We start from the raw sequence: 18863 nt of genomic DNA, 5'->3' as shown, positions 1-18863 counted from the left end.
CGGGAGACCATGGAGGAGCTCCCGGGGAGCGCACGGGCCGTCGTCATCGGCGGCGGTATCATCGGATGTTCGACAGCCTATCATCTGGCCAAGCTTGGCTGGACCGATACGGTTCTGCTGGAGCGCCACAAGCTGACCTCCGGCACCACCTTCCATGCCGCGGGCCTGGTGGGCCAGTTGCGCACGAGCGCGAACATCACGCAGTTGCTCGGATACTCGGTGGAGCTTTATCGCAATCTCGAGGCCGAAACCGGGCTGGCGAGCGGCTGGAAGATGAACGGCGGGCTGCGGCTCGCCTGCAACGAGGAGCGGTGGGCGGAGGTGCGGCGTCAGGCGACGACGGCGCGGTCCTTCGGCCTGGAGATGCAACTGCTGACGCCGAAGGAGGCGCAGGACCTCTGGCCGCTGATGACGATCGACGACCTGGTCGGCGCCGCCTTCCTGCCGACGGACGGGCAGGCCAACCCCACGGACATCACCCAGGCGCTGGCGCGGGGCGCCACCTTGGCCGGGGTGTCGATCTTCGAGGATACGGAGGTGACGGATCTCGAGATCGATGACGGGCGGATCCGGGCGGTCGTCACCGCCCGCGGGCGGATCGAATGCGAGCGGGTGGTCGTCTGCGCGGGGCAGTGGACGCGCGCCTTCGCCGCCCGTTTCGGCGTCAACGTGCCGCTGGTGCCGATGGAGCACCAGTATCTCGTCACCGAAGCCTTCGGCGTTCCCTCCGACCTGCCGACGCTGCGCGATCCCGACCGGCTGACCTACTACAAGGAAGAGGTCGGCGGGCTGGTGATGGGCGGCTACGAGCCCAACCCCGCGCCCTGGGCGGTGAACGGCATACCGGAGGGCTTTCATTTCAGCCTGCTCAATCCGGATGTCGAGCGGTTCGAGCAGATCATGGAACTGGCGCTCGGGCGGGTGCCGGCTCTGCAGACGGCCGGGGTGAAGCAAATGCTGAACGGGCCCGAGAGCTTCACGCCGGACGGAAACTTCATCCTCGGCGAGGCGCCGGCCCTGCGCAATTTCTTCGTCGGCGCCGGCTTCAACGCCTTCGGTATCGCCTCGGCCGGCGGTGCGGGCATGGCGCTTGCGCAATGGGTGGCCAAGGGCGAGCCGCCCTTCGATCTCTGGCCCGTCGATGTCCGGCGCTTCGGCCGGCCGCATTTCGACGGCGACTGGATCAGGCGGCGCACCGTCGAGGCCTACGGCAAGCACTACACCATGGCCTGGCCGTCGGAGGAGCATTCCAGCGCCAGGCCCTTTCGCACCTCGCCGCTCTACGAGCGGCTCAAGGCGCAGGGTGCCTGCTTCGGCGAGAAACTCGGGTGGGAGCGGCCGAACTGGTTTGCCGATCTCGAAGCCGGCGAGGCGCCGTGCGATGTCTATACCTATGGGCGGCCGAACTGGTTTTCCGCCGTCGCGCGCGAGCACCGGGCCGTGCGGGAGGCGGCCGCCGTCTTCGACCAGACCTCGTTTGCCAAGTTCTCGCTGAAGGGGAGGGACGCCGAGCGGGCGCTGTCGTGGATCGCCGCCAACGATGTGGCCAAGGCGCCCGGTTCCGTCGCCTACACCCAGATGCTCAACGACCATGGCGGCATCGAATGCGACCTGACGGTCGCCAGGCTCGCCGAGGATGCGTATTACATCGTGACGGGCACCGGCTTTGCCACGCATGATTTCGACTGGATCGCCCGCAACATCCCCGCCGGCCTCGATGCGCGGCTGGAGGACGTGACGGAGACACTCTCGGTGCTGGTCCTGACGGGGCCGGCTTCGCGCACCATCCTGCAGAAGGTCTGCGACGACGATCTTTCCAACGCGGCCTTTCCTTTTTCCACCGTGCGCTCGATCACGGTGGCGGGCCGCCCGGTGTGCGCCATCCGGGTCAGCTATACCGGGGAGCTTGGCTATGAACTGCACCTAGCGATGAGCGACGCGCCGGCCGTCTACGACGCGCTGATGGTGGCGGGCCGGGCGGACGGGCTTGCGAACGCCGGCTACCGGGCGCTGGAGACCTGCCGGCTGGAAAAGGGATATCGGTACTGGGGCATCGACGTCGGGCCCGATCATACGCCGATCGAGGCCGGCCTCGGCTTTGCGGTGAGGCGGGGCGGGGCGGTCGATTTCCGCGGGCAGGCGGCGATCGAGCGGCAGAGGCGGGAAGGCGTCAGCAAGATGCTCGTCTGCTTCGTCCCGGAGGATCCGGAGGTGATTCTGCTCGGCCGCGAGACGATCTACCGCAACGGCGAAAGGGCCGGCTGGCTGACGAGCGGCGGCTTCGGCCACACGATCGGCCGCCCCATCGGCCTCGGCTACGTTCGCAATCCTGACGGTGTCGACCGCGCCTATGCGCTCTCCGGCCGCTATGAACTGGGCGTCGGCGGTGAGCGCTTCTGCTGCACGCCGCACCTGGAACCCCTGCACGATCCGGAGGGCAGGCGGCTGCGCAGCTGAGGCGGCGCGGCCCCGCCCTGCGCCCGCGATTCCGCAGATTTTGCGACGCGACGGTGGCGCGGAGGGGGACGAGAGATCGCTAGAATGTTACCTATTTTCCTCACTCCTTTGGAAAACCTACTGGAAAAGCCGTCATTTAGCCGGTTGCCGAGGAAACGACTTTTCTTGGCGTAACGAATGTGCAAGGGATTTGCTCCAAGGTGACGCGGAGGCCCATGGATGGTCTCTGGGACAGATCATGGTGGGACATTGACTATTTCCATCGTTGGATTTGATGGAGCGGACCTCGGTCCGGTTTCTGCGTCGTGCCTCGTCGGGGCGCGACCGAAGGGAATTGCAGTGTGATGAGCAAGAATGAAGGTATCGGCACCCCGGGGGCAAGGGTTGCACGGTCTTTTACGCGCCTTCTGGCAGGCGCAGCGTTGGTGACGCTTTCCGGTTGCATCGTCCCGAGCGACGGGCCGCTGACGCGGGAAGTGATCGAATCGGGAGCGGCCGGCGGCAGTTCCTACAAGATCCCGCAGACCAAGATGGTCTTCGACGTGGTCGAGATCGACCAGCGCGTGGCCAACAGCGTGACCACGCTCGGCACGCCGAGCCTGGCGCGGACATTCGGCTTCGGCGGCGCCGGCGGCACGCCCGTGATCGGCGTCGGCGACAAGCTCGACGTGACCATTTTCGAGGCGGGTCCCGACGGCCTGTTCTCGACGACCGAGCGCAAGTCCACCACCATTCCCGTCGTCGTGCAGCCGGACGGCCGCGGGCAGATCCCCTATGTCGGCTCGGTCCGCTTTGCCGGCATGACCATCGACACCGCCCGCTCGACGATCGTCGACGCGTTGAAGGCGAAGGCGGTGGAACCGGACGTACTGGTATCGATCGCCGGAAACGAATCGCGGGCCGTGTCGGTCCAGGGCGACGTCAATGACGCCGCGATGATACCTCTGGGCCTCAATGCGGAGCACCTGAGCGAGGTGCTGGCAAGGGCAGGCGGCGCCACCAAGGCGCCCTATGACACCTATGTGACGCTCAAGCGCGGCGGACGCACCGGAACCGTGCTGCTCCAGACCATCGTCGACAATCCGAAGGAAGACATCATCGTCCGTCCCGAGGACCGGATCTACGTCACCTACGACCCGCAGACCTTCTCGGCGCTCGGCCAGACGTCGAAATCCGGCAAGGTGCGGTTCGATGCCAGCAGCCTGAGCCTCATCGAGGCGGCAGCGCTCGCCGGCGGCGGCAACATGACGACGGCCGACCCGAAGGGCTACTTCATCTTCCGCTACGAGAACGAGAGCGTCTATCGCAACGTCGTCGGCGACGACCGCTTCCGCGACCTGCTCGCAAAGGGCATGACCTCGGACGGGCAGGGCCGCTACCCGATCATCTATCGTCTCGACCTGGGCAAGCCGCAGAGCTACATCGTCGCCCAGTCCTTCCCGGTGCGCAATCGCGACGTGATCTACCTGTCGCGTCATCCGGCCACCGATTTCGGGCGGTTCGTCCAGATGATCACGGGGACCGTGTCGGCGGTGAATACCACCAACCGGACTTTCTGATCGCCGCGCGGCGGTATAAGTTCAACGTTTGAACGGGGCGTCGGCCTGGCCGGCGCCCTTTGTGGTTTTCAGGGCGGACCCGCAGGAACGAAGGCGTCGTGGCTGACCGAAAGCGCAAGACCTATGCCGTCACCTCCGCCGGCCTGTGGCGGATCCGGGCCGACATCTCCCGCCTGCTGGACGCGGAGATCGTCTCCTGGCCGCTGGGCCGGGTCGGTGGCATGGACGGCTATGTCGGCTGGGGTTGGCGCCCGTCCGGCCTCAAGGCCAAGGCCTTGTCCGCCCGCTCCGGCAAGCCCTGTCTCATCCTCGAGGACGGCTTCATCAAGGGCTACGCGCCGGGCCCGGAAGAGCCGGCGCATTCCTTCGTCATCGATGACGAAGGCATCTATTTCGACGCGGGCGGACCGTCGCGGCTGCAGCGGCTTCTCGACGAGTCGGTGACGGATGCCGGCGCGCTCGGTCGTGCCCGTGGCCTGATCGACACCATCCGGCGGGCGCAGCTTTCAAAATACAACAACGGGCCGATGATCGGCCTGCGCGAGGCCGGCGTGCCCTACGGCCGTCCCTTCGTGTTGCTGGTCGATCAGGTCGCAGGCGACGCGTCGATCGCCGGCGCGCTTGCGGGGGACGATGCCTTTGCGCGCATGATGGAGCATGCGGTGGCCCATCATCCCGGCAAGGCGATCGTGGTGCGCACGCATCCGGCGGCCAGCGACAGGAGCCTGCTGCGCCAGGCGGCGCAACGCTTCGGCGTCGAGATCGTCGTGCCTGCGCCGATGAACCCGTGGCCGCTGCTGGAAGAGGCCGATGCGGTCTATACCGTTTCCAGCCAGCTGGGCTTCGAGGCGCTGATGGCGGAAAGGCCCGTTCATTGCTTCGGCGTCGCCTTCTTCTCGGGGCGCGGGATGACGGAGGATCATCTGCCGGCGCCGGTGCCGCGCAAGCCCGCATCCGTGGAGCAGGTGTTCGAGGCCGCCTATATCCGCTATTCGCGTTACCTTGATCTTCACGACCGGTCCGATTGCACAATCGAACGGGCGATCGAGCAGGCGACCGTGGTGCGCGACCAGCGGGCGCGCCTGCCGAAGCGGATCGTGACGGCCGGAATGTCGCCGTGGAAGCGGCGGGCGCTCGCGCCGTTCCTGAAGGGCAGGGCCGGGCCGGTCCTGCATGCCCGCGGACTGGAGATCGCGGTCCGCCGGGCCGGCGAGGTCGGCGGCAGCGTCGCCGTCTGGGGATCCGACCGGCCGCTGCCGGAAGGGATCGAGGCGATCAGGATCGAGGACGGCTTCATCCGGTCCAGAGGGCTGGGTGTCTCGCTGGTGATGCCGTCGTCGATCGCGCTGGACGGTGACACGGTCTATTACGACGCCCGGCAGCCGAGCGGGCTGGAACGGCTGATCGCTACTGCGACGTTCTCGCCGGAGCTTCTTTCGCGTGCCAACGCCCTGCGCAGGCTGCTGCTTGCACGTGGCATCTCCAAATACAACGTCGGCACTGCGGCCGCCCTGCCCATCGTCGAGCCGGGTCGCCTGAAGATCCTGGTTCCCGGGCAGGTGGAAAAGGATGCCTCGATCCGGTTCGGCTCGCCGGTGGTCCGGTCGAACGCGGATCTGGTCGCAGCCGTCCGGCGGCTCTATCCCGATGCCTGCATCGCCTACAAGGAGCACCCGGACGTCGTGTCGGGAATGCGCTCCGGCGGCCGCGAACCGGATGCTGCGGACCGGATCGTCAAGGACGGCGACATCATGCACTGGATCGGCTGGGCCGACAGGATCGAGACGATGACCTCGCTGGCCGGTTTCGAGGCGCTCATTCGCGACAAGCCGGTCGGCGTCCACGGCATGCCCTTCTATGCCGGCTGGGGGTTGACCGACGACCGGAACCCGATCGCGCGGCGGACCCGGCGGATCGACCTCGACATGCTGGTGGCGGCCACGCTCGTGCTCTATCCCTTCTACGTCCATCCGCTGAGCGGCATGCCCTGCCGGCCGGAGGATCTGGTCCGGGAGATCGCCGATGGGAAGGTCGCCGACGTCTCGATCACCGACCGCGCGATCGCGGGCGTTGCGCGCGCGGCAAACAAGATCGCCGTACGGTTGCGGGACCGGCGGCTGGGATAATGCCGCCCGCCTCGGCCGGCGCGGCGCGGATCACTCCCCGAAATGGCGGCTCACTGGCGAAAAATGTCAGGGCAGTAAGAATAATTGACCCTGCTTCCGTTGATAAATCCAGCCGTCTATGCAATGACCAAGCAATCATTGCGCATATCCTATGTAAAGCCGGAGCATCATGCCAAGCGAGCGCGATTCGAGGGATCGGACGGAGAAGAATGGCGTGCGCGATCAGGGCCCGGCAGGCCGTGGTTCGTCGCGGCTCGTCTATCTCAATCTGCGCCGCCGCCCGTCGAACCCGTTTCCCTCCAAGAGCGTTCCGCGGGTGCTTCTTCTTCAGGGGCCGGTCGGGCCGTTCTTCCGCAAGGCGCAGACCCTCCTGAACGAGAGCGGCTTCGATGCCTGGCGCGTTTGCTTCAACATCGGTGACCGGCTGTTTGCAAGGCGCGAGAAGACGCTGAACTTCAACGGCAGCGCCGATGCCTGGAATGTCTGGCTCTCCGAGATGCTCGGTGCGCACGGCTTCGATTTCGTCGTGCTGTTCGGCTGCGAACGCGAGATCCACAGGGTTGCGATCGCCTGCTGCGAGAAGCTCGGTATTCCGGTGATCTGCCTGGAGGAGGGCTATCTGCGTCCCGGCAACATCACGCTTGAGTTCGGCGGCAACAACTGGCGGTCGCCGATCGCCGGAAAGCTGCCGCCGGAGGACTATTCGGGCCGCTATTCGGACCGGCGCAAGGGCGTGTCCTATGCGTCGTCCTTCGGCGCGATGGCGTCCTATGCGTTCCTTTATTTCTCGCTGCGGAACCTGTTTTCCACCGCCGGCGAGCGCAAGCTGTTTCACAAGCAGAAGCGCATGCTGGCGTCGGAGGCCTTCTACTGGTTCAAGAACTATTATCGGAAGTTCCGCAATCTCAGCGCGAACTACCGCTGCGTCGAACGGCTCCTGGAGTACTACGACCACAAGTACTACCTGATCCCGCTGCAGGTGCATGACGACAGCCAGCTCGGGCGCGCCGCCGGCAGCTGGAACAATCAGAAGTTGATCCTCAAGTCGATCGTTTCCTTCGCCCGCAATGCGCCGGCGACGCACCAGCTGGTGTTCAAGATTCATCCGATGGAGCGGGGACACAGCCGCGACCGGCAGTTCATCCGGCAGGTCAGCCAGTTGAACGACGTAGCCGACCGCGTGCACATCATCGACGGCGGCTCGCTGGGGCTTTTGACGCGGCACGCGGCCGGGATGATCACGATCAACAGCACGTCCGGCCTCTTCGCGCTCCTTCACGGGATTCCGCTCGCGGTCATGGGGCAAGCGATCTATCGGCACCCCGACCTCGCCTTCTGCGTCAACAAGGGTATCGATCTCGACGGCTTCTGGACGTGGAACAAGGTGGCGCCCGGCGAGATGCGCACGCGCTATCTTTCGTGGCTGCACGAACAATGTCTGCAGCCGGGCGATTTCTACGCCTATGAGGGCGTGGAGGTGGCGATCCATGCGCTGCGCGACAGGCTGATGGCGGCCGTTGCCGAGGGCGCGCGCGCCACAGGCGAGGGTCGGCAGAGCGAAGTCGTGACCGGGCACTTCGGCGGCAAGCTGCCGGACGCAGCACAGGGCTGAAGATTCAGGCCGGCCGGCAGGTGCCGGTATCTATGTCAAAGCGACGATCGAAAGCTCCGTGCCGTTGAACCCGAATTCCAGGGCGACGGATCCCTGATGCTGGAGCGCTATCCATTCGTCCCGGGCGATCGAGACGATCCCGCATGCGCAGATCTTTCGTCCGATGGGCGCGCCTGATTGCGGGCCGGTTCCGAGCACGGGCGTGGCACCGTTGAGCACGACCTCGACCTGGAGAGGACCTTGCGTGACGGGAACGGCCGAAAGGCACATCAGGTAGAGCGCCGAGGCGGGAGCAACGAGACGGTTGCCGTTGCCGCCGGGAACGGGCGCGCCGAGCGTGAAGCCGCCAATGGCAAACCCGGTTTCGGTGAACCCCGTGAGGCTGCCGACTGCTGGGCTCAGCGAGGGATTTGACAGCCAGGCGCGCGCCGCCGGCCGGTGCGGCGTTGCGACATGGCCTGACGGATCGATGCCGAGCGCCGTGCGCCAGCCGCCCGAACCGTCGGCGACCTTGATCGCGAAGTCGTCGTTCCCCGCAAGGCCCATTTCGGCAAGGCCGTTCCAGTTGTTCTGGAAGATCAGGCTTGCGGTGTCGTCCGGTCCGGCCTTGTTGATCTTTAGCCGGTGATCGTTGCCCTGGTGGGAAAAGAGGCTAGCCGGCGCCGACAGCGCCAGCCTGTTCGTCTCGTCCGCTGCGGTATTGATGCCGAGGGTCGGCAGGTCGCCGATCTGGGTGAACGGCTGCCAGCCGGTGCCGTCATGGACGTGGAGGCGCTGTCGAAGGGCGCACCAGGCAAGCCAGCCCGCCTTCGACTGCAGGAAATGCCAGCCGCCATCGCGCCATTGGGCGACCCAACCGGCCATCCCGCTCCATGCGCCCGCGGGCGCCGCTGCGACCCCATAGCAGGCGCCGTCCGCCGGCGCCGGTGGCGGTGCGTCGGCGATGTCCGCAAGCACAAGCTGGACCATCATGTCGAGCGCGTCCAGCCCCTCGTTGTGGGACACATGCTTCTGTGCCTGTGACGGCAGAATGTAGGGAAGGCCGAGCCGCGCTGTCTGGTCCTGCATGTCTCTCTCCTGTGTCGCGCCAGTCTCGCAAGCGGGCCTGCCGTGGCGGCCGTGGCGGTTGCTTGAGTTGAGAGTAGCCTGCATGCGGCAGGCGAGGATGCCAGGCGGCGGAGAAGGGGGCTTTGTCGTGGCGGCAGGATGGGGTGACCGGAGAAGAGGTCACGCGTGGCGATCGGCCTTAACCTCTTGGGATAAAGAGGAATTCAGCCGGAGCGAGCGCTGCCGGCGATGACCATCGGGGCATGCGTTCCGTCGAACGTGATGCTTGTCGTGTCGGCCGCGGCCGTCCCCGGCCGATACATCATTTTCCCCGCGCGAGATTGTCCTCGTGAACGGCGATCGCTTCCTCGATATCGTCGTAGAAGGTGATCTTGCCGTCCTTCATGACGCCGCCGATGTGACAGAAAGCACGAAGCAATGACGATGAGTGCGAGACGAGAAGCAGGGTCGCATGCTCCGCGCGCTCGTCGAACACCTTCTTGCTCTTCTTCTTGAAGGTCGTGTCGCCGACGGCGATGACCTCGTCGATCAGATAATATTCAAATTCGATCGCCATGCAGATGCCGAAGGCAAGGCGTGCCCGCATGCCCGCCGAATAAGTCCTCACCGGCATGTCGAGATAGGACCCGAGTTCGGAGAAGTCCTTGACGAAATCCAGGACTTCCTCGCGGTCCTTGCCATAGATGTCGGCAATGAAGCGGGTGTTCTGGGCGCCCGTCAGGCGGGCATGCACGCCGCCCTTGAATCCGAGCGGCCAGGAGATCTTCCCTTCTCGGTAGATGCGACCGCCGGTCGGCGTATCGATGCCGGAGATGAGGTTCATCAATGTCGACTTGCCGGCGCCGTTCCGGCCGAGAATGCCGATGTTGAGGCCCGGGCGGAACGTCGCCGTGAAGTTGTCCAGGACGACCTTCCTGCCGCCACCGCGCGGGTTCTTGAAAACCTTGCTGACGTTGTCGAAGACGATCATTCGCTGCTTATGATCCTGTTTCGATAGATGCGTTCGAGGGCAAGGCCGGTCACGAGAAAGCCGGTCGCAACGGACAGGAGGTAGGTCTTGCTCAGCACGCTGACATAGTCGAGATAGGTCGCGGAACGGAACCATTCGACGCAGTGCAGGAATGGGCTCCACCAGACGATCGCCAGGGCAGATGGCGGCAGGGACGACGGAACGAACAACAGGCCGGATGTCAGCATGAGGATCATGTTGCTGAAGTTCAGGATCTTGGCCCAGATCGGCACGAGGGTTCCGAACGTCGCGTTGAAGACGGCAAAGGAGAAGGCAAAGTAGAAGATAGCCAGGAGCGCGCCCGCGAACTCCAGAGGGTAGACAATGATGTGACGGTCCAGGATGGCAAACATGAAGAAGATGAACAGCGAGCAGATGATCATCCAGATGATCGCCTCCAGCAGGAACGCCGCGACGATCGTGTCCAGCGGCTTCACCAGTGGGTAGCCCAGCATCGGCTGGTTGTGCGACAGCCCGTTGGCGGCCTTGCGCGCAATCAGGTTCGTCATCCGAAAGCCGATGATACCAGTCAGGAAAAACAGCATGGCGCTGTCGCCGAACGGCAGGGATGTGCGCACGAAGCTGTGCATGAACAGGAACAGGCAGACATAGATAGACGGTTCGGCGAGCGTCCAGAGATAGCCGATGCGGCTCTCGCCGAAGCGCGTGACACCGCTACGCACGACGAGTGCGCCGATGACGCGCGCATTCTCCTTGAGCGCATAGCTGAAGCTTTTGTCCGTCAGATACATGCGGTGCGCCCCTATGCGCCGCTCTGGCCGTGGATCAAATCGCGTGATCCTTGACCGATTTGTAAACGAAGAAGCCGATCATCCACGCGGCAAAGAAGACGAGGAAGCCGAGCATCGTGTTCAGGACGCGCTTCGGATAGATGGCGATATCGGGTGTCCGCGGCGTCACATAGGTGGCGAAGAAGCGCTCCTGCTTCTGTGCCTCGACCATCGCGGTCTCAAGGCCCACAAGTGATGTCGAGTAGGCCTTGACGGCAAACTCTTCCTCGAGAGAAAGCTGCGAGAACGTGTCCATCACGTCGGAGAGCGTGCTGCTGTCGGCGTCCGGATTGCGGCCGGTCTTCTGCACCGTTCCAGTTCCGACGCGTGCCTTCTGTTCGGCCAATTGAGCCTCAAGTGCGACAATTCGCCGCTCCATGACCTTGGCGGACGGAGCTTCCCGGCTCGCGGCCGTGACCAACGCCTTGTAGCGCGTCCGGACAGAGGCGAGCTCCTGCTCGATCGAGCCGATGATTGACGATTCCATCGACGCGAGGGCCTTCGGATCGAGCGCCTGCTGCGTCTGGCGCAGGTCCGACAATTGCCGGCGAACGGCGCTCAACCGCTGTTCCGCACGCTCGACCTGCTTGTTGACAACCTCGGTGTACTGGATGCGCGACTCCTCGGACAGCCGGTTCACCAGGTTTTCCGAGACGAGAAGAATGGCGTCCGTGATCTGCTTGGCGTCTTCGGGCGTGAAGGCATAGACCTGCAGCGTGACGTTGCCTGTCGTCGAATTGAAGCCGACATTGACCATGTCGCGCCAGTAGCTGACGAACTCGTCGAGCGGCGCAACAGGGTCGGTCTTGTAGACGAAGTCGATATCGTCGCGCGCGTAGAGCGTGCGCACGTCCAGGTCTGCCTGTTGCTTGATGTCCTGCAACACCTGCTGCGAATGGATGTAGTCGGCGACGATATAGGAATCGCCCGCCTCCGCCGTCGTGCCCATCAGGCTGCCGAGGCCCAGCGCGTTCAGCGAACCCTGGCTGGAACCACGAACGGCGAACTGTGTCTCCACCTCGTATTGGGGGCTGGCCCAGAAGGCATAGTAGAGCCCGGTCAGGATCGTCGGCAGGATCACCGCCAGGACAAAGGAAATGCTGGTCCACTGGACCTTGCGCTGCTTCTTGGGCAGCACGGGCATCTCGAAGATCGACTTAGTGGAGAATTTCTTGTCGCGGTCGGTCTTGGCGGGCGCGAGATCCTCATCGTCGTCATCGAAGGGGTCGCGCTTTACCTTTGCGCTGGCGCCAATCGAAGCCTCCCGGATCAGGCGACGCTTCTGCCGCTCCGCGCGCCGGACGATACGAGCCTTCGCCATGTCCAGAAGATTGCTGGCCTGCGGCTGTTCTCGGGTCTCTGCTTCCAGTGCCGGCGCTGCGGGCGCAGTATCTTTCTTCACGTCAATACTCTCGTCTCTGACTTGCAAATATTTACTAACTGCCTGAGGAAGCGGCAGTTTATTCGATCTGCAGTCGTGTTACAAGATGAGCGCTCCCCATATCGTCGGCAGGGAGATGCTTTCGCTTCGGACCGACCTGGAAGCTGTGATCCAGGATCGGGCACCGTTTCGTACGCCAATCCGGTATTTTTATGACACCGCGGCCGTCGTTACCGGCGCCTCAACCGGGTTCAGGCAGCGCGACCCCAGCCGATGAAGGCCGGATTGGCGAAATCCGAATCGGTCTGCTGGTTCGTCTTTCCGTACAGGAAGGGGCTTCCGTCGGGGCGCGTCACGCGTCCGCCGGCGGCGCGCAGGACCGCATCGCCCGCCGCCGTATCCCATTCCATCGTCCGGCCGAAGCGCGGATAGACATCGGCCAGGCCTTCGGCGAGAAGGCAGAATTTCAGCGAGGAGCCGACCGTGGTGTGGTCGCAGATGCCGGTCTCCTGCAGGAACGCGTCGGTCTCCGGGTCGCCGTGCGTCCGGCTGACCACGGCCGTCAGGCTGCTGCCCCTGGAACGGCAGCCGATCGGTCGGCGGTTGACGATGGTGAAATCGTCGGCGACCTCGAACTTTTCCGCATGCCCCTCTGCGCCCCAATAGGCGATCTTCAGTGCCGGCGCGTAGACGATGCCTGCGACGGGCACGCCGGCTTCGATCAGGGCGATGTTGACGGTGAACTCGTCTCGACGGTTGATGAATTCGCGGGTGCCGTCCAGCGGATCGACGAGAAAGAAACGTCGGCCGCCGACCTCGGGGATGTTCCCCGCCGCGACGGCTTCCTCGGCCACGACAGGAATATCGGGGAAGGCGTCCGAAAGCGCACGGAGAATGATGGCCTCGGCGCGCTGGTCGGCCTCGGTTACCGGGGTGCAGTCGCTCTTGATCGAGACGGTGGGCCCGGCCCTGTAGACGGCCAGGATCTCCCGGCCGGCATCGATCGCCGCCTTGGCCAGTGTCGCTGCGAGGTTTGCCGGTAGTGTCATTGAGCGGTCCTGCTGTGGTTCTCGTATTGCCGTTGCCGGACCGCGAACGGCCCGGAACGGAGAGAGGGTCCTGATCCTAGAGTTTTCCGAGGTATTCGGCGATCTGTGTGGCCAGTTCGCCCGGATCGTGCCCGGCCGTCTTCAGATGGATCTCGGGCTCTTCCGGCTGCTCGTAGGGCGAGCTGATGCCTGTGAAGTTTTCCAGTTCGCCCGCCATCGCCTTCCTGTAAAGCCCCTTGGGATCGCGCCTTGCGCATTCCTCCAGCGACGTGTCGACGAAGACCTCGATGAATTCGCCGTCGGCGAACAGGTCGCGGGCCATGCGCCGCTCCGAGCGGAACGGCGAGATCGCCGACACGATCACGATCAGTCCCGCCTGCGTCATCAGGCGCGCGACTTCGGCGATCCGGCGAATGTTCTCCACCCGGTCCTCCGGCGTGAAGCCGAGATCGCGGTTCAGCCCGTGGCGCACGTTGTCGCCGTCGAGCACATAGGTGTGGCGGCCGCTCGCATGCAGAAGCTTTTCCAGCATGTTGGCGATCGTCGACTTGCCCGCGCCGGAATAGCCCGTCAGCCAGAGCACGGCGGGCTTCTGATGCTTCAGCCCGGCCCGCGCATTCTGGTCGATATCCAGCGCCTGCCACTGAACGTTGGTGGCGCGGCGCAGCGGATGGTCGATCATGCCAGCGCCGACGGTGGCGTTGGTCAAACGGTCGATCAGCACGAAGTTGCCGGTCGTGCGATTGTCCTTGTAGCTGTCGAAGGCGACCGGCGACTGCGTGGCGATGTTGCAGACGCCGATCTCGTTCATGTGCAGAGACTTGGCCGCCTCGTGCGAGAAGCTGTTGATGTCGACCTGGTACTTGAGGGCCGTGACCGTGGCGCTCATGCTGTCGGTCTCGGTGCGCAGGATGTAGCTGCGCCCCGGCATCATCGGCTCGGCGGCGAACCACACCAGGTGCGCCATGAACTGGTCCGCAAGCTGCGGCCGATCGCCCGGCGCGGCCAGCATGTCGCCGCGGGAGATGTCGATCTCGTCTTCGAGCACGATCGTGACGGCCTGGCCTTCGGACGCAGCCTGAAGGTCGCCGTCCGCCGTCACGATCGCCTTGACCTTCGACGTACGCCCGGACTTGGCCACGACGATGTCGTTCCCGACGGCGATGCGGCCGGAGGCGACCTGGCCGGCAAAGCCGCGAAAATCCTGATCGGGGCGGGTGACGAGCTGGACCGGCAGCCGGAACGGCCTGCCGAGGTCCTGGCCGGCGAGCGGGACGGTCTCCAGATGGCCCAGCAATGTCGGACCGGCATACCACGGCATGTGCGCCGAGTTCGCCGTGACGTTGTCGCCGTGGCGCGCGGAAATCGGAATGGGCGCGATGGTCGCAAAGCCCAGTCCGCCTGCGAAGGCACGAAATTCCTCGGCGATCTTGCCGAAGACGGCCTCGTCGTAGCCGACGAGGTCGATCTTGTTGACTGCAAGCACGATGTTTCGGATGCCGAGCAGCGAGGCGATGAAGGCGTGGCGGCGCGTCTGTCGCAGGATGCCCTGGCGCGCATCGACGAGCAGCACCGCGAGGTCGGCGGTGGAGGCGCCGGTCGCCATGTTGCGCGTATATTCCTCGTGGCCGGGCGAATCGGCGACGATGAAGCGGCGTTCCCCGGTGGCGAAGTAGCGATAGGCCACGTCGATGGTGATGCCCTGTTCGCGCTCGGCCTCCAGCCCGTCCAGCAGCAGGGCGAAATCGATCGTTTCGCCCGCCGTGCCGTGCCGTGCGCTGTCACGCTCCAGCGTCGCCAGCTGGTCGTCGAAGATCAGCTTGGTGTCGTAGAGCAGGCGGCCGATCAGCGTCGACTTGCCATCGTCCACCGAGCCGCAGGTGATGAAGCGCAGCAGCGGCTTTTCTTCCTGCTCCGCGAGATAGTCCTGCAATGTGTCCGTTGCGATGGACGAGGCCAGTACCGCCATCAGAAATACCCCTCGCGCTTCTTCTTTTCCATCGAGCCCGCTTCATCCTTGTCGATCAGGCGACCCTGCCGCTCGGACGTCCTGGCGGTCAGCATCTCGCGGACGATGTCGGGAACGGTGGTGGCGTCCGATTCGATCGCGCCGGTCAGCGGATAGCATCCGAGCGTGCGGAAGCGCACGAGGCGGTCCTCGACCTTTTCTCCCTGCGCGATCTGCATGCGCTCGTCATCGACCATGATCATCATGCCGTCGCGCTCGACGATCGGCCGCTTGTCGGCGAAGTAGAGCGGCACGATCGGGATGTCCTCCTTCAGGATGTACTGCCAGATGTCCAGCTCCGTCCAGTTCGACAGGGGGAAGACGCGGATCGATTCTCCGGAGGCGACGCGGGTGTTGTAGGTCTTCCACATTTCCGGGCGCTGGTTCTTCGGATCCCACGCATGCTGGGCATTGCGGAAGGAGAAGATGCGCTCCTTGGCGCGCGACTTTTCCTCGTCGCGCCTTGCGCCGCCGAACGCCGCGTCGAAGCCGTACTTGTCGAGCGCCTGCCTGAGCCCGAGCGTCTTCATCACGTGCGTGTGGATGCTGGAACCGTGGCTGAAGGGGCCGATGTTCTGCTCCAGCCCATCGAGATTGACGTGAACGATCAGTTCCAGCCCGAGGTCCGATACGGTCCGGTCGCGGAAGGCGATCATCTCGCGGAACTTCCAGGTCGTGTCGACGTGCAGGAGCGGGAAGGGCGGCTTGGCCGGGTAGAAGGCCTTGCGGGCCAGATGCAGCATGACCGACGAATCCTTGCCGATCGAATAGAGCATCACGGGCCGGGACGAGGTCGCGGCGACCTCGCGAAAGATATGGATGGCTTCGGCCTCGAGGCGCTGAAGATGTGTAAGCGACATGTTCCCTGTTCCGCTTGCCGTCCCGATAGACCGACGGCAATGGCCTGTTGCCAGCGTTTGCAGTGCTGTGGCTGGCGGCTGTTCGTTACAGCCATGTACCCGGCTTTGCACCAAAGCCGCAATGCTGCCGGCAAAATTCGCACACCATTCTCTGTAAAAGTGCGGCGGCGTGTTTCCAAAGCAACTAAAAAGCGGCATTCGCATGGCAACGGCGGCACCTCGTTTTGGCCGTGCGATGGCGGAAATCGGCCAGTGCTGTTCGCTCCGGCGGCTTTGACGGGCTCGACTTTGCCCCTACGATCCGTTCCGGCCGATTGCAGCTTGTCGTTGCAGCGGAGAGAGCGAGGTTCGGCTCCAGCCGCGACACCGGTCGAGGGTGGCGGGCCGGTGAACCGGGAGTGGAGATCGCCATGAAGAGCCATGCCAGGGTCGTCGTTATCGGGGGCGGGGTGGTCGGATGCTCGGTGCTGTATCACCTGACGAAATTCGGCTGGAACGACGCGGTCCTGGTCGAGCGCTCCGAACTCACCTCGGGCTCGACCTGGCACGCGGCCGGCGGCATGCACACGATCAACGGCGATCCCAACGTCGCCAGGCTGCAGAAATATACCGTCGAGCTCTACAAGGAGATCGAAGCCTATTCCGGCCAGGACATCGGCCTGCATATGACCTCGGGCATGATGCTGGCGGCCACGAAGGACAGGTTCGACTGGATGAAGTCGATCCTGGCGAAAGGGCGCTACATGGGCCTGGAGGCCGAGCTCCTGACGCCGAAGGAAGCGCACGCGCTGATGCCGCTGCTCGATCCCGACCAGTTCGTGGGCGCGGTCTACGACCCCGTGGAGGGGCATCTCGATCCCTATGGCACCACGCATGCCTATGCGAAGTCGGCGAAGAAGAACGGTGCCGAGATCTACCTGCATACGAAGGTGGAGGATCTCGTGCAACGGCCCGACGGCACCTGGCGGGTGATCACGAACAAGGGCGAGATCGTCGCGGAACATGTGGTCAACTGCGGTGGGCTGTGGGCGCGCGAGATCGGCCGCATGGTCGGGCTGGAGCTTCCAGTGCTCGCCATGGAGCACATGTATCTCATCACCGAGGACATGCCGGAGGTCATCGAGTTCAACCGCACGCAGGGCCGGGAACTGATGCACTGCGTCGATTTCGACGGCGAGATCTATATCCGCCAGGAGCGCAACGGCATGCTGATGGGCACCTATGAGAAGGCCTGCCGGCCGTGGTCGCCGCTGTCGACGCCCTGGGATTTCGGCCACGAACTTCTGGCGGAAGACCTCGAACGCATCACGCCCGAGCTGGAGGTCGGTTTCCGCCATTTCCCGGCCTTCAACTCGGTCGGCATCCGCAAGATCATCAACGGGCCCTTCACCTTCTCGCCGGACGGCAACCCGCTTGTCGGCCCGGTCCGCGGCATGACCAACTTCTGGTCCGCCTGCGCGGTGATGGCCGGCTTCAGCCAGGGCGGCGGCGTCGGGCTGGCGCTCGCCAACTGGATGATCCACGGCGATCCGGGCTTCGACGTTTTCGCCATGGACGTGTCGCGCTACGGCGACTACGCGACGCTCGGCTATACCAATGCCAAGGTCCGCGAGAACTATTCGCGCCGCTTCTCGATCCGCTATCCGAACGAGGAACTGCCGGCGGCCCGGCCGCTGCTGACGACGCCGATCTACGACAGGCTGAAGGCGGCCGGCGCCGTCTTCGGCGCGTCGTACGGGCTGGAGCAGCCGCTATGGTTTGCGCCGGAAGGCACCGAGGACCGCTTCTCCTGGCGCCGGTCCACCGATTTCGACACCGTCGGCGCGGAGGCGAAGGCGGTGCGGGCCAGCGTCGGGCTGATGGAGACCTCCGGCTTTGCCAAATATGCGATCAGGGGCCGCGGCGCTGAAGCGTGGCTCGACCGGATGCTGACGCCGCGCATGCCGGCGGCCGGGCGCATGACGCTGGCGCCGATGCTGAAGGAAGACGGCAAGCTGATCGGCGACTTCACCCTCGGCAAGCTCGGCGAGGGCGATTTCCTCCTGATCGGCTCCGGCATCGCCGAGGGTTATCACATGCGCTGGTTCGAAAGGCACCTGCCCAAGGATGGCTCCGTCGAGCTCGCGGCCCTCGGGCTGTCGCTGACGGGGCTTGCGATCGCCGGCCCGAATGCGCGCGCGGTGATGCAGAAGCTCACGCATCACGATCTCTCCAACGCGGCGTTCCCGTTCATGACCATCCGCCGCCTCGATCTCGGCATGGCGCCAGCCATCGTCGGGCGCGTCAGCTATACCGGCGAGATCGGCTACGAGATCTGGATGAAGCCTGAATACCAGCGCTATCTCTTCGACCTCCTGATGGAGGCGGGCGCAGATTTCGGGATCCGGCTGTTCGGCCTGCGGGCGCTCAATGCGCTTCGCCTCGAGAAATCCTACGGCAGCTGGGCGCGCGAGTACCGGCCGCTCTACGGACCGGTCGAGGCCGGGCTCGATCGTTTCGTCGCCGTCGGGAAGGACGCGGCGTTCGTCGGCAAGGCCGCTGCCCTGAAGGAGAAGGCGGAAGGCGGCAGCCTGAGGCTCAGGACCTTCATCCTCGAGGCGACGGACGCCGACGTGATCGGCGACGAGCCGATCTATATGGACGGTGCCGTGCGCGGCTGGGTCACCTCGGGCGGCTATGCCCATGCCGCCGGTGTCTCGGTCGCGATCGGCTATGTTCCGAAGGAGGTCGCAGACGTGGAGGAGGGGTGGTCGGTCGAACTGCTCGGGGCGTTGCTGCCGGCGAGGCTCCAGCGTGTGCCGCTCCACGACCCGGGCGGTGCACGCATGCGGGGCTGAACGGCAAAATTGTCGGCCGCCAGTTTCGCGTGTGGAGCGGCGGCGCGGAGAGCACGTTGTCGTGACCGTGGAACGGTGGATTCCGCGGCGTTGCTGCCTTTTTCCC

Annotated in this window: 11 protein-coding genes and 1 pseudogene; 5 read left to right on the top strand and 7 right to left on the bottom strand. The window is 64.8% G+C overall.

Annotation, left to right across the window (positions count from 1 at the left end; all coding sequences use genetic code 11):
- Positions 1–6: 6 nt before the first annotated feature.
- The 4 genes and pseudogenes from OCK02_RS06290 to OCK02_RS06275 form a co-directional block, all read left to right on the top strand.
- Positions 7–2457 (top strand): annotated as a pseudogene (locus OCK02_RS06290) (GcvT family protein); the annotation flags it as partial.
- Between the two features lie 344 nt (positions 2458–2801).
- Complete coding sequence (locus OCK02_RS06285) at positions 2802–4016, top strand: polysaccharide biosynthesis/export family protein (RefSeq protein ID WP_263812294.1); 1215 nt, start codon at positions 2802–2804, stop codon at positions 4014–4016.
- Between the two features lie 98 nt (positions 4017–4114).
- The gene (locus OCK02_RS06280; protein WP_263812293.1) at positions 4115–6142 is read left to right on the top strand and encodes a capsular polysaccharide biosynthesis protein; all 2028 of its coding nucleotides are present in this window, start codon (positions 4115–4117) and stop codon (positions 6140–6142) included.
- Positions 6143–6356: 214 nt separating this feature from the next.
- Positions 6357–7754 carry a hypothetical protein gene (locus OCK02_RS06275; RefSeq protein WP_263812292.1) on the top strand — a complete coding sequence of 466 codons (1398 nt, stop codon included), beginning with the start codon at positions 6357–6359 and terminating at the stop codon, positions 7752–7754.
- A 30-nt stretch (positions 7755–7784) separates the two neighbouring features.
- Here OCK02_RS06275 and OCK02_RS06270 read toward each other — a convergent pair whose 3' ends face one another.
- The 7 genes from OCK02_RS06270 to cysD all read right to left on the bottom strand — a co-directional run bounded on the left by OCK02_RS06270 (position 7785) and on the right by cysD (position 15920).
- Positions 7785–8822, bottom strand: a complete 1038-nt coding sequence (locus tag OCK02_RS06270) for a DUF2793 domain-containing protein (protein WP_263812291.1) — start codon at positions 8820–8822, stop codon at positions 7785–7787.
- Positions 8823–9123: 301 nt separating this feature from the next.
- Positions 9124–9792, bottom strand: coding sequence for an ABC transporter ATP-binding protein (locus OCK02_RS06265; protein WP_263812290.1), 669 nt, complete (start codon positions 9790–9792; stop codon positions 9124–9126).
- A complete protein-coding gene (locus OCK02_RS06260) occupies positions 9789–10583 on the bottom strand; it encodes an ABC transporter permease (RefSeq protein ID WP_263812289.1) in 795 nt (264 codons plus the stop codon). Before OCK02_RS06260 ends, OCK02_RS06265 begins: the two co-directional genes overlap by 4 nt.
- A gap of 34 nt (positions 10584–10617) precedes the next feature.
- The gene (locus OCK02_RS06255) at positions 10618–12024 is read right to left on the bottom strand and encodes a hypothetical protein (RefSeq protein ID WP_263812288.1); all 1407 of its coding nucleotides are present in this window, start codon (positions 12022–12024) and stop codon (positions 10618–10620) included.
- A 230-nt stretch (positions 12025–12254) separates the two neighbouring features.
- Entirely contained in the window at positions 12255–13052 is a 798-nt protein-coding gene (gene cysQ / locus OCK02_RS06250; protein ID WP_230807029.1) for a 3'(2'),5'-bisphosphate nucleotidase CysQ, read from the bottom strand.
- 76 nt (positions 13053–13128) lie between these two features.
- Positions 13129–15021 (bottom strand): sulfate adenylyltransferase subunit CysN, encoded by a 1893-nt coding sequence (gene cysN, locus OCK02_RS06245; protein ID WP_263812287.1) that lies wholly within the window; start codon positions 15019–15021, stop codon positions 13129–13131.
- On the bottom strand, positions 15021–15920 hold the full coding sequence (cysD, locus tag OCK02_RS06240; RefSeq protein ID WP_230807031.1) for a sulfate adenylyltransferase subunit CysD: 900 nt from the start codon (positions 15918–15920) through the stop codon (positions 15021–15023). Before cysD ends, cysN begins: the two co-directional genes overlap by 1 nt.
- Before the next feature lie 410 nt (positions 15921–16330).
- Here cysD and OCK02_RS06235 point away from each other — a divergent pair, with 410 nt between their 5' ends.
- On the top strand, positions 16331–18757 hold the full coding sequence (locus OCK02_RS06235; RefSeq protein WP_263812285.1) for a GcvT family protein: 2427 nt from the start codon (positions 16331–16333) through the stop codon (positions 18755–18757).
- Positions 18758–18863 lie beyond the last annotated feature (106 nt).

The organism is Rhizobium sp. TRM96647 (assembly GCF_025780115.1).
GTDB lineage: Bacteria > Pseudomonadota > Alphaproteobacteria > Rhizobiales > Rhizobiaceae > Mycoplana.
Note: the sequence above shows the minus strand (reverse complement) of the source record. Positions and strands in the feature narration are given on the sequence as shown.

Coding starts and splice junctions, on each gene's coding strand:
- cysQ (WP_230807029.1), bottom strand. CDS start 13,052: ATGACACTACCGGCAAACCTCGCAGCGACACTGGCCAAGGCGGCGATC.
- cysN (WP_263812287.1), bottom strand. CDS start 15,021: ATGGCGGTACTGGCCTCGTCCATCGCAACGGACACATTGCAGGACTAT.
- OCK02_RS06285 (WP_263812294.1), top strand. CDS start 2,802: ATGAGCAAGAATGAAGGTATCGGCACCCCGGGGGCAAGGGTTGCACGG.
- OCK02_RS06260 (WP_263812289.1), bottom strand. CDS start 10,583: ATGTATCTGACGGACAAAAGCTTCAGCTATGCGCTCAAGGAGAATGCG.
- OCK02_RS06235 (WP_263812285.1), top strand. CDS start 16,331: ATGAAGAGCCATGCCAGGGTCGTCGTTATCGGGGGCGGGGTGGTCGGA.
- cysD (WP_230807031.1), bottom strand. CDS start 15,920: ATGTCGCTTACACATCTTCAGCGCCTCGAGGCCGAAGCCATCCATATC.
- OCK02_RS06265 (WP_263812290.1), bottom strand. CDS start 9,792: ATGATCGTCTTCGACAACGTCAGCAAGGTTTTCAAGAACCCGCGCGGT.
- OCK02_RS06270 (WP_263812291.1), bottom strand. CDS start 8,822: ATGCAGGACCAGACAGCGCGGCTCGGCCTTCCCTACATTCTGCCGTCA.